The sequence below is a fragment of the Terriglobia bacterium genome (assembly GCA_020072785.1).
Classification (GTDB): Bacteria; Acidobacteriota; Terriglobia; order Acidiferrales; family UBA7541; genus Acidiferrum.
In genome coordinates, this window is sequence record JAIQGG010000002.1 from 794425 (window position 1) to 809059 (window position 14635).

At 65.5% G+C, this 14635-nt stretch carries 12 protein-coding genes; 11 read left to right on the top strand and 1 reads right to left on the bottom strand.

All coding sequences use genetic code 11. From position 1 onward, the window contains the following. The first annotated feature begins 1 nt into the window (after position 1). From mraY to LAN61_06700, 11 genes are all read left to right on the top strand, one after another. Positions 2-1135 (top strand): phospho-N-acetylmuramoyl-pentapeptide-transferase, encoded by a 1134-nt coding sequence (gene mraY, locus LAN61_06650; GenBank protein ID MBZ5540185.1) that lies wholly within the window; start codon positions 2-4, stop codon positions 1133-1135. Positions 1136-1166: 31 nt separating this feature from the next. Beyond that, on the top strand, positions 1167-2594 hold the full coding sequence (gene murD, locus LAN61_06655) for a UDP-N-acetylmuramoyl-L-alanine--D-glutamate ligase (GenBank protein ID MBZ5540186.1): 1428 nt from the start codon (positions 1167-1169) through the stop codon (positions 2592-2594). 2 nt (positions 2595-2596) lie between these two features. Then, positions 2597-3733 carry a putative lipid II flippase FtsW gene (gene ftsW, locus LAN61_06660; GenBank protein MBZ5540187.1) on the top strand — a complete coding sequence of 379 codons (1137 nt, stop codon included), beginning with the start codon at positions 2597-2599 and terminating at the stop codon, positions 3731-3733. A gap of 25 nt (positions 3734-3758) precedes the next feature. After that, positions 3759-4844: an undecaprenyldiphospho-muramoylpentapeptide beta-N-acetylglucosaminyltransferase gene (gene murG / locus LAN61_06665; protein ID MBZ5540188.1), complete on the top strand. Its 1086-nt coding sequence runs from the start codon at positions 3759-3761 to the stop codon at positions 4842-4844. Then, a complete protein-coding gene (gene murC / locus LAN61_06670) occupies positions 4844-6271 on the top strand; it encodes a UDP-N-acetylmuramate--L-alanine ligase (protein MBZ5540189.1) in 1428 nt (475 codons plus the stop codon). Before murG ends, murC begins: the two co-directional genes overlap by 1 nt. Before the next feature lie 54 nt (positions 6272-6325). Next, complete coding sequence (murB, locus tag LAN61_06675; GenBank protein ID MBZ5540190.1) at positions 6326-7243, top strand: UDP-N-acetylmuramate dehydrogenase; 918 nt, start codon at positions 6326-6328, stop codon at positions 7241-7243. After that, positions 7240-8193 carry an FtsQ-type POTRA domain-containing protein gene (locus tag LAN61_06680; GenBank protein MBZ5540191.1) on the top strand — a complete coding sequence of 318 codons (954 nt, stop codon included), beginning with the start codon at positions 7240-7242 and terminating at the stop codon, positions 8191-8193. Before murB ends, LAN61_06680 begins: the two co-directional genes overlap by 4 nt. Before the next feature lie 83 nt (positions 8194-8276). Beyond that, positions 8277-9491 carry a cell division protein FtsA gene (ftsA, locus tag LAN61_06685; GenBank protein MBZ5540192.1) on the top strand — a complete coding sequence of 405 codons (1215 nt, stop codon included), beginning with the start codon at positions 8277-8279 and terminating at the stop codon, positions 9489-9491. Positions 9492-9534: 43 nt separating this feature from the next. After that, the gene (gene ftsZ, locus LAN61_06690) at positions 9535-10731 is read left to right on the top strand and encodes a cell division protein FtsZ (GenBank protein ID MBZ5540193.1); all 1197 of its coding nucleotides are present in this window, start codon (positions 9535-9537) and stop codon (positions 10729-10731) included. Between the two features lie 334 nt (positions 10732-11065). Next, positions 11066-11608, top strand: coding sequence for a hypothetical protein (locus LAN61_06695; protein ID MBZ5540194.1), 543 nt, complete (start codon positions 11066-11068; stop codon positions 11606-11608). A 25-nt stretch (positions 11609-11633) separates the two neighbouring features. After that, positions 11634-12218, top strand: a complete 585-nt coding sequence (locus LAN61_06700) for an SAM-dependent methyltransferase (protein MBZ5540195.1) — start codon at positions 11634-11636, stop codon at positions 12216-12218. 179 nt (positions 12219-12397) lie between these two features. On the opposite strand, the gene LAN61_06705 is transcribed toward LAN61_06700, so the two are convergent. Next, complete coding sequence (locus tag LAN61_06705; GenBank protein ID MBZ5540196.1) at positions 12398-14626, bottom strand: carbohydrate binding family 9 domain-containing protein; 2229 nt, start codon at positions 14624-14626, stop codon at positions 12398-12400. Between the last annotated feature and the right edge of the window lie 9 nt (positions 14627-14635).

Below are 14635 nucleotides of genomic sequence, written 5' to 3' on the forward strand. Positions count from 1 at the left end.
GATGCTCTACTACCTCCTTTACGAATTGCTGCACCGCACTTTCAGCCCCTTCAACGTCTTTCGTTATCTGACCGTGCGCACCGCCTATGCCAGCCTCACGGCGCTGTTTCTCTCGCTGGTCTTTGGGCCCTGGGTCATCCGCAAGCTGCGCGAGCTGCAGATCGGCCAGTACATCCGCGAGGAGGGGCCGCAGGAGCACCGCAAGAAGGCTGGGACACCGACCATGGGCGGCGTGCTCATCGTTCTGGCTACCGCGGTGCCCACGCTGCTGTGGGCCGATCTGACCAACATCTTTGTGCTTCTCGCGCTCTTTGCCCTCTTCGGGTTTGCGGCCATCGGCTTCGTCGACGACTATTCCAAGGTTTCCCGGAAGCACAACCGCGGGATGAGCGGCCGCCGGAAGCTCTTCTTCCAGGGACTGGTCAGCGTGGGCGTCGGGGTGGTGCTGCTGGTGCTGGCGGCGTTTCGCGCCTATTCCACCGAGCTGGTCTTTCCCTTTTTCAAGCGCCTGCACCCGGACATGGTCATCCACTCCCTGCGAGGGCATGCGCACTTGTGGCCGCTGGCATTTGTGCCGTTTCTGGTCTTCGTGACCCTGGTCATTGTGGGCTCCTCGAACGCGGTGAACCTCACCGACGGTCTCGACGGCCTGGCCATCGGCTGCACGGTGATCGCCGCGGGCGCGCTCACGGTCCTCACCTACGTGAGCAGCAACTACCGCTGGGCCACCTATCTCGAGATTCAGTACATCCCGCGCGTGGGCGAGCTTACGGTCTTCTGCGGCGCGCTGGTGGGAGCTTCGCTGGGCTTTCTCTGGTACAACGCGCACCCCGCGGAAGTGTTCATGGGCGACGTGGGCTCGCTGGCGCTCGGCGGCACCCTGGGCGTGGTCGCGGTCATCATCAAGCAGGAGATCCTGCTCTTCTTCGTGGGCGGAATCTTCGTGGTGGAAGCGGTGTCCGTGATCCTGCAGGTGGCGTCGTTCCGCCTGCGCGGCAAGCGCATCTTCCGCATGGCGCCCATCCATCACCATTTCGAGCTGCTGGGCTGGAGCGAATCGAAAGTGATCGTGCGCTTTTGGATTGCGGCGCTGATTTTCGCGCTCTTCGCGCTGACCACGCTGAAGTTGCGCTAGGCGATTTTTGCAAAGGGGTTTTGCGGGAAGCATGCCGGAAACAGTCGAACTTCGGGGCAAGCGCGTGCTGGTCGTCGGACTGGCGCGGACGGGCATTGCCACGGCTCTGTTCTGCGCCGCGCGCGGCGCCCGCGTTACCGCCACGGAATCGCGCAGTGCCAGTGAGATTGGCGAGCCGGTGGACAAGCTGCGCGCCGCCGGCTGCGCCCTCGAGCTCGGCGGGCACCGCCCGGAAACCTTTCTCGCGCAGGACCTCATCGTCCCCAGTCCCGGCGTTCCCGCGGATGCTCCGCTGCTCGAAGCCGCGCGCGCCCAGGGCATCCCCATCTGGAGCGAAATCGAGCTGGCCAGCCGCTTCCTGAAGGGCCGCCTCATCGGCATCACCGGCTCCAACGGCAAGACCACCACCACCTCGCTGGTGGCCCACCTGCTCGAAGCCGCGGGCCTGCCCGTGATCCTCGCCGGAAATATCGGCACGCCGCTCATCGCCCGCGTGGAGGTCACCAGCGACACGAGCATCTCGGTCGTCGAGCTCTCCAGCTTCCAACTGGAGCTCACCGCGGCCTTCCGCCCGAACATCGGCCTCTTCCTGAATCTCACCCCCGATCATCTGGACCGCCATGCCAGCCTGGAAACCTACGGCCGGGCCAAGGCGCGCATGTTTGCCAACCAGACCGAAGCCGACTGCGCTCTCCTCAACGCCGACGACCCGCTCACCGCGCAGTATGCCCCCGCGCGCCCGCAGGTCTTCTGGTTCAGCCGCAAGCAGCGCGTCGCGCAGGGCGTTTACCTGCGCGGAAACGAAATCGTCTTCCGCCGCGACGGCAAAGAAGAGATCCTGCTGCTCCTCGAAGACGTCGGCCTGCCCGGCGCGCACAATCTCGAAAACGTTCTGGCCGCGGCGCTGGCTGCGCACCTCGCCGGCGCCGGCGCAGGAGCCATTGCCCGCGGCGTGCGCAGCTTCGCCGGCGTCGAGCACCGCCTGGAATTTGTCGCGGAAATCGCCGGCGTGCGCTACTACAACGATTCCAAAGCCACCAACGTGGACGCCACGCTCAAGGCCCTGGACGCTTTTCCCGGCCGCCTTCTGGTGATCCTCGGTGGAAAGGATAAAGGCAGCGACTATACCCTGCTGCAGCAGCCCCTGCGCGAAAAAGCCCTGCTGGCCCTGCTCATCGGCGCTGCCGCGGACAAGATCGGCGCGCAGATCACCGGCAGCGCGCCCCTCGAGCGCGCCGGCACGCTCGAGCGCGCTCTGGAGATCGCCGCGCAGCGCGCGCGTTCCGGCGACGTCGTGCTCCTCGCGCCCGCCTGCGCCAGCTTCGACCAGTTTCAGAATTACGAGCACCGCGGCCGCGTCTTTAAGCAGCTCGTCCGCCAGCTCGCCGGCCGGGCCAACGGCCAGAACGGCAATCCGGGCAACACGCAGGCCGCCGATGCGCCTGCAGGAAAGGGGTAAACGTGCCGCGCCGCCTCGAAATGGATCGCTGGTTATTTGGAGTGACGCTGACGCTGTGCTTTGCCGGTGCGGTCATGGTCTACAGCGCCTCGGCGGTCACCGCCGGCGAGCAGTACGGGGAGTCCGCGCATTTTCTCCTGCGCCAGCTCGTCTGGCTGGTCCTCGGCCTCGGGGGCATGCTGGCCCTCATGCGCCTCGATTACCACCGCCTGCGCGAGCCCGCCGTGGTTTTCTCCGTGGTGTGTGTCGTCTTCCTGTTGCTCGTGGGCGTCTTTTTTTTGGATAAGTCGCACGCCACGCACCGCTGGATCCGCTTTGGCGGCATCGGCATCCAGCCCTCCGAGCTGGCCAAGCTCGCCGTGATCCTCTATCTCGCCTGGTTTTTTGGCCAGAAGCGCCGCCAGGCCACGGCTCTCGAATTCAGCAAGAAAGACCTGCTGCAGACTTTGGCTCCCGCCGCCGCGCCGGTGCTCCTGTTTTTCGCCCTGATCGTCCTGCAACCGGACCTCGGCACCTCCGTCGAGATCGTGCTCATCGCCTTTGCGGTCCTCTTCGTCGCCGGGCTTTCCCCGAAATGGATCGGCGCCGGCCTCGCCGCGGCGATCCCCGTGCTCTATCTCCTGATCATGCGCGTCGGTTACCGCCACGACCGCATCCTCGGCTTCCTCAATCCCGAGGCCGATCCCCAGGGCAAGGGCTTTCAGCTGCTGCAGTCGCTCATCGCCGTCGGCTCCGGCGGCTTCACCGGCGTGGGCCTGATGGAGAGCAAGCAGAAGCTCTTCTACCTGCCCGAAGCGCATACGGATTTCATCTTCGCGGTGATCTGCGAAGAGATGGGCTTCCTCGGCGCGCTGGTGATCATCGCGCTGTTCGTGGCTTACGGCTGGCGGGGATTGCGCGCCGCTTTTGCCGCCCCCGACCGTTTCGGGCAGTTTCTGGCGCTGGGCATCACCGCCATGGTCCTCAGCCAGGCCCTGATCAATTTCGCGGTGGTTTTGGGCATGATGCCCACCAAGGGGATTCCGCTGCCGTTTGTGAGCTACGGCGGTTCGAGCCTGCTGGTGATGCTGCTGGCCACCGGCGTGCTCCTCAATATCAGCCAGCAGGCGCAGCCGCAGTCGCAGTCACAGGACTGGTAGGCACAACGGTGGATGGATAGATCGCGTGAAACTCTTAATCGCAGGCGGCGGCACCGGCGGCCACGTCTTCCCGGCGATGGCCATCGCCCGGGAATGGCTGGCCCGCGGAGAAGGCAGGGAAGTGGTGCTGGTGGGAACACAGCGCGGAATGGAAGCGAAGCTCGTGCGGCAGGCCGGGCTCCCCCTGGAGACGCTGCGCGTCGCCGGACTGAAAGGCAAAGGCGGCGCGACGCTGGCCAGAAATCTGGCCATGCTCTTTCCCGCCATGCAGGATGCCGCGAGCGTTCTGCGGCGCCACAAACCTGTCGCGGCCTTTGGCGTGGGCGGCTACGCCGCGGGTCCCATGCTCCTGGCGGCGTGGCTGGCGCGCATTCCCACCATCATCTTTGAGCCCAACGCCGAGCCCGGCTTCACCAACCGCGTCCTGGCGCGGCTGGCCACGCGCATTGCCACGGCCTACGAAGCGCCCGCAAGGAAGTGGGGCGCGAAAGCCGTGCTCACCGGCTGTCCCGTGCGCCCGGAATTTTTCGCCATCGCCGCGCGCAAGCCCCAGCCGCCTTTCCGCCTGCTCATCACCGGCGGCAGCCAGGGCGCCGTGAAGGTGAACCGCGCCTTCGTGGGCGCCATGGAGCGCCTGGCGGCGCGAAAAAATGAGTTGCGCGTAGTGCACCAGACCGGCGAACGCGATTATAATGTTGTGCGCGCCGCTTACGAACGGTGCGCATTTCCGGCGGAGGTGGTTCCTTTTCTGACGAATATGGCGGAGCGCTTTGCCTGGGCGGACCTCATTCTCTGCCGCGCAGGAGCTATCACCGTTGCGGAAGTTGCGGCCGCGGGCCGCGCCGCCATCTTCATCCCCTTCGGGGCCGCCACCGACAGCCACCAGCTGCGCAATGCGCAGGAGATGGCGCGGACCGGAGCGGGCCGCGTGATTCCCGAGCCGGAGCTCACCCCGGATCGTCTGACCAGCGAGATTTTTTCCCTCCTCGACCAGCCGCAGGAGATCGAAAAGCTTTCGGAAAACGCGCGGGGCCTGGCCCGGCCCACGGCCGCCCGCGACATCGTCACTCTGATTGAAGGGGCTCTGCGGCCCTGCGGGGGGCAGTCATGATGGTCACGTTCCGCAATTTTCAACGCATGCACCTGGTGGGCATCGGCGGCATCGGCATGAGCGGCATCGCTGAAGTGCTGCTCACGCTCGGCTATTCCGTCAGCGGCTCGGACACCAGGCCCTCGCCCATCACCGAGCGGTTGCGCAATCTCGGCGCGGCCATCTACGAGGGCCACAAGGCCGAAAACGTGGAGGGCGCGCACGTGGTGGTTATCTCTTCCGCGATCAAGGCGGAGAACCCCGAAGTGGTCGAGGCGCACAAGCACAAAATTCCGGTCATCCCCCGCGCGGAGATGCTCGCCGAGCTGATGCGCCTGAAATACGGCATCGCCGTGGCCGGCGCGCACGGCAAAACCACCACGACTTCACTCGTCGCCTCCGTTCTCGCTGCGGCGCATCTCGACCCGACTTTCGTCATCGGCGGCAGAGTGAACCAGGCGGGCACCACGGCGCGGCTCGGCAAGGGCGAGTATTTCGTCGTCGAAGCCGACGAGAGCGACCGCACCTTCCTGCTGCTGGCTCCGGTCGTCGCCGTGGTCACCACCATCGACCGCGAGCACCTCGACCAGTACGCCTCGCTCGAGGACATCCAGGAAGCCTTCACGCAGTTCGTCAACCGCGTGCCCTTCTACGGCGCGGCCATCCTGTGCCTGGACGAGCCCAACGTGCAGGCCATCATCCCCTGCGTGAAGCGCCCGATCATCACCTACGGCACCTCCAGCCAGGCCGACCTGGTCATCAGCGACATCGCGACCAGGGATTTGGGCAGCGACTTCCGCCTCACCTACAAGGGCGAGGACCTCGGCCTGTTCCACCTGCCCACGCCCCCGGGCGTGCACAACGTGCGCAACGCCGCCGCAGCCGCCGCCGTCGCGCTGTATCTCAACGTTCCCTCGGACCTGATCCGCGAGGGCCTGGCCAAATTCGCGGGCGTGGGCCGCCGCTTCGACATCAAGGGCGTGATCCACGACATCACCGTGGTGGACGACTACGGCCATCACCCCGCGGAAATCAAAGCCACGCTGGACGCCGCGCGCGGCTGCAAGTTCAGCCGCCTCCTGGTGCTCTTTCAGCCGCACCGCTACTCGCGCACCGAGCATCTCTGGGACGACTTCTGCCGCGCTTTCAACCAGGCCGACGTCCTGGTCCTCACCGACATCTACGCGGCGGGCGAAGCGCCTATTTCCGGCATCACCAGCGCAGCCCTGGCCGCCGCCATCCGCGGCGCCGGCCACAAAAACGTTTTCTACTGCGCCTCCCTGCAGGAGGGCATCGAGCATCTGCTGCGCGAAGCGCGGCCCGGCGACGCCATCCTGACGATCGGCGCGGGAAGCGTCAGCCGCGCCAGCCACGAGCTGGCGCTGCTGCTCGGCGCGAAATATCCGGAGGTTGCGGAGAAATCCGCGAAGCCTCCTGAAGCGCGTTGACCGCTTTGCGGTCACCGAGAACTTTGACCGCTTGGCGGTCACCAAGAACGGCGAATGAAGCCCATGACCATTGACGATCCCAAGATTCTCGCGGCGCTCCCGGAACTCGGCGTGGAGCTGCGCCGGGGCGTGTCGATGGCCGAACTGACCTCGCTGGGTATCGGCGGCACCACCGACCTGCTGCGTATGCATCGCCACGACACCATTCCGGAGCTGATCCGCCTGCTCGACGAGCGCGGCATTCCCCACCGCTTCCTGGGCGGGGGCAGCAACCTGCTGGTGCGCGACGGCGAGCTGCCCTGGGTGGTGCTGCAATTGGCGCGCTCCGAGCCGGAGGTGCGCATCGAGGGCAATTTCGTCTGGGTGGACGCCGCGGCGGACCTCGGCCGCACCGTCACCTTCTGCGCCAAGCACGATCTCGGCGGCATGGAAGGGCTCATCGGCGTGCCCGGCACGGTGGGCGGGGCGCTGCGCATGAACGCCGGCGCTTACGGCATGCAGATCGGCAGCTACGTCCGCGAGGTAACGCTGTACCGCGCGGCCGCCCGCCGGATGGAGACCCTCCGGGGGGACCGGATTTCCTTTGAATACCGGCACACTTCTTTTGCGCCTGATGATATGATGCTCGCGGTGAAACTGGAACTTCCCTCCAAACCGTTCCGCGAAATACTCCAAGGGATTCGTATCTGCAATGAGAAGCGGCGCTCCTCCCAGCCGCTCAACCAGAAAAGCGCCGGCTGCATTTTCAAGAATCCTCCGGGCGCGTCCGCCGGGCGCATGATCGACGAGCTGGGGCTCAAGGGACATTCCGTGGGCGACGCGCGGGTCAGCGACCGCCACGCCAACTTCTTCGTCAACGCCGGGCACGCCACCGCCGCGGACATGCTGGCGCTGATCGCCGACGTGCGCGAGCGCGTGCGCCAGGCCTACGGGTTTGAGCTGGAGAACGAGGTGATCATCTGGAACGGATGAAGCCCATCGCGAGGAGCCGGGCCGCGGCCGCCGACACTCCGGAAGAGAATCTGTACCAGCCGGAGCTGCTCGCCGAGGAAGAGCCGCGCTATCTGCGCCGCCAGAAGCCGATGGAGATCCGCAAGCGCAAGTTCACACCGCGCTCCTGGGCCTTCTATCGCCGGGTGCTGCTGGTGAGCGCGGCGGTGCTGGCGGGCGGCGCGGTGCTGTTCGTCACCGGGCGCTTCTTTCTTTATTCGCCGCAGGTGCTGCTGCTGAAGCCCGACCAGATCGAGGTGAGCGGCGCGCATCTGGTGGCCCGCGAAGCGATCGTCTCCAAATTCTACGCCGACCGCGGGCGCAGCGTTCTGCGCATCCCGCTGGAAGAGCGCCGCCTCGCCCTCGAAGAGCTTCCCTGGGTGGAGCAGGCCAGCGTGCAGCGCGTGCTGCCGAACCGCGTGCGCGTGGAAATCACCGAGCGCACCCCCATCGCTTTCCTCCGCTCCGGCAATGAATTGGCGCTGATTGATGCGCACGGCGTGATTCTCGACCGCCCCGCCGGACAGGAGTTCCAGTTTCCGGTAGTCTCCGGTGTGCCGGAGAGCCTGCCGCTGCCGGAGCGCGAGCGGCGCATGCAGGTCTACCAGGACTTCCTGAAGGGCGTGGACCTGGTCAAGGCGGGCTCGTCCGAGCTCGTGAGCGAAGTGGACCTGGCCAACCCCAAGGATCTGCGCGTGGTCCTGACCGGCCTCGCCGGACCGGGCAGCGACGCGCAAGCCGTCACCGTGCACTTCGGCCAGGACAATTTCGTGAACAAGTACCGCATGCTGGTGGAGAATTTCGCGCAGTGGCAGGCCAATGCCGGCCGCGTGCAGTCCATCGATTTGCAGTACACGCGGCAGGTGGTGGTCAATCCGGAGACGAGCAAAGCCACCGCGAAGCCGGATGCGCCAAAGGCCAAAGCGCGATAGCGCCGCGCCGCGAAGCGCGATAAGAAAGAGCAGCCGGGAAGTGACCGGGCAGGGCGGGGATTCGGGAACAAGGGAGCAGGGGCTTGGCCAAGAAAGAACGCTACCTGGTAGGGCTGGACATCGGCAGCACGAAGACCTGCGCGCTCATCGCCGAACTGGACGGCGAGCAGATTAAGTTCGTGGCGCTGGGCGCGGCTGAATCCAAGGGCCTGCGCAAGGGCCTCATCGTCAACCTCGATTCCACGGTCAGCTCCATCCGCCGGGCGGTCGAAGAGGCGGAGAGCGTCGCCGGGGTTCCGGTGGAGTCGGCGGTGATCGGCGTGGCCGGGAGCCACGTGCGCGGGGTGAACAGCCGCGGCGGGATTACCCTGGGGCAGCGCGCGCGCGACATCGAGCGCGACGACGTGCGCCGCGCCGTGGACGCCGCGCGCAACATCACGCTTCCCGAGGACCGCGAAGTGCTCCACGTGCTGCCCCATGAATTCATCGTGGACGCTCAGGATGGCATCCGCGATCCGCTGGGCATGGTCGGGCAGCGCCTCGAGGCCAACGTCCATGTGGTCACTTCCTCGGCCGCCGCCACCCAGAATCTGGTCACCGCGGCGAACAAGGCCGGCATCCTCATCAGCGACACGGTTCTCGAACCCCTGGCTTCCGCAGAATCCTGCCTGACGCAGGACGAGCGCGAACTGGGCTGCTGCCTGCTGGATATCGGCGGGGGCACGACCGAGCTGATCGTCTATGGCGGCGGCGTGGTGCGCCATTCCAGCGCCGTGCCCGTGGGCGGCGACCATTTCACCAACGACCTCGCGGTGGGTCTGCGCACCCCCATCCCCGAAGCGGAGAAGATCAAGCGCGCCCACGGCTGCGCCGCGGCATGGCTGCTGCGGGAAGACCAGGGGATCGAAATCGCCAGCGTGGGCGACCGCCCGCCGCGCACCGTCTTTTCGCGCATGCTCACGGAAATCATCGAGCCGCGCGCGCAGGAGCTGCTGGCGCTGATCCGCGACGACCTGCAGCGCGAAGGCCTGGACTCCCAGATTCCCGCGGGCTTCGTCCTGGCCGGGGGCGGGGCGCGGCTGCGCGGCCTGTTGGAGATGGCCGAGCAGGCCTTCCATCATCCGGTGCGCATCGCCGAGCCGCGCGGGCTGGTGGATCTGCCGGAGGCCGTGGCCCACCCCGAATACGCCACGGTGGTGGGGCTGGTGCTGTATGCGGCGCGGGCGCGGCGCAATGCGACGCAGCGCCCGGGAAATTTTGTCTCCAGATTGCGGGCCATGTTTGCCGGCGCTTCGTGACCCAGACGAAGCGCCGCGTTAAATGGATAGACCAGGGGGAAGCATGACAGCAAAAGACACGGGAATCCGGATGAGCTTCAGCGAGGAGCTGCAGCCGGCAAAGATCAAGGTGGTGGGCGTGGGCGGCGGCGGGTGCAACGCCGTCAACCGCATGATCCGCGCCAAGGTCGAGGGCGTCGAGTTCATCGCGGCCAACACCGACCTGCAGGCGCTCAAGCTGTCGCAGGCTCCGGTGAAGCTGCAGCTCGGCGGGAAGCTCACCAAAGGGCTGGGCGCGGGCGCCAATCCTGAGGTTGGGCGCAAAGCCGCGCTCGAAGACACCGAGAAGATCATCGAAGCGCTGGAAGGCTCGGACATGATCTTCATCACCTCCGGGCTGGGCGGGGGCACGGGCAGCGGCGCGGCGCCGGTGGTGGCTTCGCTGGCTTCCGAGCTGGGCGCGCTGACCGTGGCCGTGGTCACCAAGCCGTTTGCCTTTGAAGGCAAGCGGCGCATGCAGCAGGCCGAGCAGGCCCTGGCGGAGCTGGTGGGCGCGGTGGATACGGTCATCGTCATCCCCAACGAGCGCCTGATGGAGACGGTGGAGCGCGGCACGAGCTTCTTCGACGCTTTCCGCATTGCCGACGACATCTTGCGCCAGGCGGTGCAGGGCATCTCGGACATCATCACCGTCCCGGGCATTATCAACCGCGACTTTGCCGACGTGAAGGCCATCATGCAGGGGCAGGGCTACGCGGTGATGGGCACGGCCGTGGCTTCCGGCTCCAACCGCGCGGTGGACGCCGCCAACCGGGCCATCGCCAGCCCCCTGCTGGAGGACAATTCCATCCAGGGCGCGCACGGCATCCTCATCAACATCTGCGGCAGCTCCAGCGTGACGCTGCATGAAGTCCATGAGGCTTCCTCGATCATCCAGAAGGCCGCCCACGAGAACGCCAACATCATTTTCGGCGCGGTGCAGGACGACGCCATGAAAGACTCCATCAAGATCACGGTCATCGCCGCGGGCTTCAAGGAAGTGCACAAGAAGTTTCCCGCGCAGAAGCCGCAATTCCTGCCGCGCACCTGGAAGGCGGGCAAGGAGCAAGCCGCCGCGGCCGTCGCAGGGGCGGGCGCCCAGGGCGAGCTGCCGAACGTCGTGCACCAGGTGCAGCAGAACGTCCGGGAAGTCAGCGCCGAAGTGCCAGCTGACGATCTGGATGTCCCCACCTTTCTCCGCCGCCAGGCCCAAAAAGCCTAGCCGCGATCCAATAACTCGAAAGACTTCCTCGATGGGGCACGATATTTCGTGCCCCTTTCGTGTAGCGGGCTACGGCGGTGCCGCCATCCTCGGCCAAGGGGCCAGTTTGCGTTTTGTTTGCGTGCCGGATGCGAACGGGAAGAGGAATCGGCTGTTGACGGGGGGAAAGCAGGTGGCGTAACGTGCACAGCAATTCGCGGCGCCTGCCTCGACGGATACCGGGATGATTTCAGCCGGTGGAGATCGCGGAATGGCAAGCCGGGCAGGAATGCCGCTGCAGTGCAGGGAAGGGCAGTGGAGACGCGATTTCGCTGATTTTCCAGGAGAAAACACGATGCGTAAACGACTGACAGCACTTCTTTCGGTTCTGGGCTTGGCCGGGCCGGTGAGCGCCGCGCTGCCGGCCGGCGCGCAGAACAAGCCGGCGGGCACTCCGCCGCCGGCGCCTACAGCGCCGAACACGCCGCAGACCGTGACCCAGAAAGACGCGGATCTGAAGAAGCAGCAGGAAGAGCTGGCGCACAAGGAAGCCGCGCGGCAACTGGAGCTCAAGCTCCAGAAAGAGGCCATGCACATCAAGATGCACAAGGCGGACGCCGAGCAGCAGAGCGAGAAAAACGCCGGGTACATCAAGATGCAAAAGACGGATGCCGGGCAACAGAGCGATAAACAAAAGGTGCACGAGAAGTGGACGAAAAACGACGCTGAGATCAAGGGCGAGAAGGGGCAGGCGGCGATCAAGATGGAGAAGAGCGCCGCGGAACTGAAGGCCGAGAAGAACCGTCAGGCAATAAAGCTCGATAAGAATGCAGCGGTGGATAAGACTGCGAAGAGCCAGGCGCCCGTGGTCACTCCGCCGCCCAACAAGCAGCCCTAAGCTGCGGCCGCCGGAAGGACACGCGATGCTGCTTGCCGGATTGCGCCGCGGAGCGAGCCTGGCCGCGAGATGCAGAGATCTTTTTTCCCGAAGTCCCAAGGGGGTTCCCTACTGCCCAACACCGTTCGCGGTGGCGCGGCAGATGCTGGAGTTCGCCAGCGTGGGACCCGCGGACGTTGTCTATGACCTGGGGTCGGGCGACGGGCGGATACCCATTCTGGCGGCGCAGGAGTTCGGGTGCCGCGCCGTGGGAGTGGAGATCAACGGCAAGCTGTGGCGCGATTCGAATGATCTGGTGAAGCGCCTGCGGCTGGAAGAGCGCGTGCAGTTCCAGCGAGGCAGCTTTTTCGAAACGGATGTGCGGGCGGCCACGGTGGTGACGCTGTACCTTCTGACCGCCACGAATGCCGCCTTGCAATTCCATCTGGCAAGTCAGCTGTCGCCGGGCGCGCGCGTGGTGACGATCGATTACCCCGTGCCGGGATGGCGCGCCGAGCAGCAGGTCGAGGTGAAGTCCGAGAACAACGTTTCCTACCTGTTGTTTCTCTACCGGCGCCAGGCGGTTCCCACTGCGGAAGGAGCCACTGCCGCGGATCTGCGCGAAGTGTGAGGCTGGCGGATGCAGTCGAGGTGATTTGAACGCAGATGTGAGATGGGTTGACGGATTTTCTTGCCGGGGCACGGTACATCGTGCCCCTTTTTTTTGCCCGGCGTGGCGCGGAAGCGCGATTTATCGCGCCCCGGCGGTCGCAGCACCGCCCGCGACGCAGCCAGGAAGGATGCGGCGGGTTAGAAGTCGAAGAGGTAGGAGAACTTGACGAAGAATTCGTTGCCCAGGTCGGAGGGGTGCCTGGGGTTAAGCAGGGGAAGGGGGGAGAGCTGGAAGATGTCGTGGCTCTTCTGGTAGTTGTAGCCGGCGAGAAAGGCGGAGCGCGCGGTGAAGTCGTAAGCCATGATGGAGTTGACGTTCCAGCTGCCCCCGTGGCGGTTGTTTTCGAACTGCGCGAGGATGCGGGCGCGCCATCGGGTGGTGAACTGCTGGTTGATGCGGGTGATGAGCAGGCGGCGGTCTTGGAAGGGCGTGCCGTCCATGAGAAATTCGCGGTCGTACACGCCGCTGAACTGCACTTTAGTGCGGCCAAAGGCGTGGGCCAGCAGGCCCAGTTCGTGGCGCTGTTCGCGGCCGTAAAAATTCTCGTGGAACTCGGCTACTTTGCGGTGTACGAAGAGGTAAGTGAAGGAGACCGGCCGGTTTTCGTTGGTGGTGATCTGGAATTGCTCGCGCGGCTGGATGTAGACGCGCGTGGGAACCAGCAGGGCGAAATTGGGCGTGAACTGGTTATAGCGCGTGCGGTCGTAGGAGTAGTCCACGGTCACCGTCCAGAAATTCTTGAGTTGCGCTTTCACGAGGGCATCGCCGCCGGCCCCCTGGAGCAGCCCGGCGGTGTCGCTGAGGGTGTCATAGTTCAGCTCGAAAAAGAGCTGGCGGATGTAGAAGCGGTTGAGGAAGGGCTTGTAGATGAGGTCCAGACCGGCGCGGTGGCGGTCGGTCTCGGGCTCGATACCGATCTGGGTGATATCGAAGCCGCGGCCGAGGAACTTGTACGTGGCGATGAGTTCCCACTTTTCGGAGTTGTACTTGGCCAGCGAGCCGAACGTGGCGCGCTGGATGCCGCCGCTGGAGGTGATCTGGTTCTGGTTGTAGCCGGCCTGGTTCTGCCACGACCAGTGCGGGCCAAGGACGAGGTTGAGGTCCACGGCGTGGACGCGCTCGGTAGAGCCCACGTCGCCCGCAGCCTGGTCGCGGTTGACGGTGAGGAAGCCGATGGAGGAATTCTTGCCGATGTCGTGGGCCACGCGCAGGACAAAAAAGTTGGCGCCGGGGGCGAATTCGTTGCGGCGGTTACCCGTCACGGGATCGGTGACCGTGAAATCGCCGGCCTGCGTCCGGGTCTCCATCAGGCCGATGGACCACGGCCCCTGCTTGCCGGTGAGTTTGGCGCCGAAGAGGATGCGCTGCGGCTGGCCGTTGCTGAGACCGTTGGCGTCGGTGAGCCGTGCGCCGATGCGCCGGGAATAGAAAAGATTCATAGGGGTGGAGAAGAAATCGGCGCCCTCGGTGAAAAAGGTGCGCTTTTCCGGAAAAAAGAGTTCGTAGCGCGAGATGGTGATGTTGATTTCGTCGGCTTCGGTGTCCGCGAAATCGGGATTGAGCGTGGCGTTGATGGCCAGGTTGGGGCCGAGCCCCCAGCGCAGGTCGGCGCCGCCCTCGTATTTCTGGCCGTTGTCGAGGGGGCTGGGAGCGCCGCGCCGGGTGCGCGCGGAGAAGTACGGAATGACCTCAATGTTGCGCCCGGAGCGCACACCTTCGATGCCGGTAAGCTCCCCGGCCTTGGAGGGGCGCATGAAGCCGTCGAAGCGCGTAACGATCTGCCAGTTGTCGTTCTCGTTCTTGCGCACGATGTCGCGGCCCAGATTCAGGCCCCAGCTCTCCCCCAGGCGGAAGCGGATGGACTTGAAGGGGATGGCCACTTCCACGGACCAGCCCCAGTCCTCGAGGCGCGCGGCGCTCTGCCAGATGCCGTCCCAGGTGCCGTCGAGCGGCTGGCCTTCCTTCATCAGCCCGTCATACTGCACGCCGCGGGCGTTGACGCTGAAGAAGTAGCCGGTGCGACGGTCGCCGTAAGGGCCGAGGAAGATGTTGATGCTGTCGGAGTTCGTGCGCGCGTCGTGGGTGTCGTAGCGGGCGACGATTTTGCGCGGCTCGGAATCGTAGCATTTGAACCCGAAATAGAGGTTCTCGTCGTCGTAGAAGAGGAAGGCCTCGGTCTTTTCGCTGGCGGGGGCGCCTTCGCTGGGCTCGGTCTGCACGAAGTCGGTGATGGGGGTGAGCTGGCTCCAGACGGGCTCGTCGAGACGCCCGTCCACGTGGATGGCGGCGCGCACGTGAGGGGTGGAGGCGGTGTGCGCGGCGGGAGCCTGCGCGGCCACCGGCAGGGAGACGAAAAGAGCGAGCACGCAGGCCAG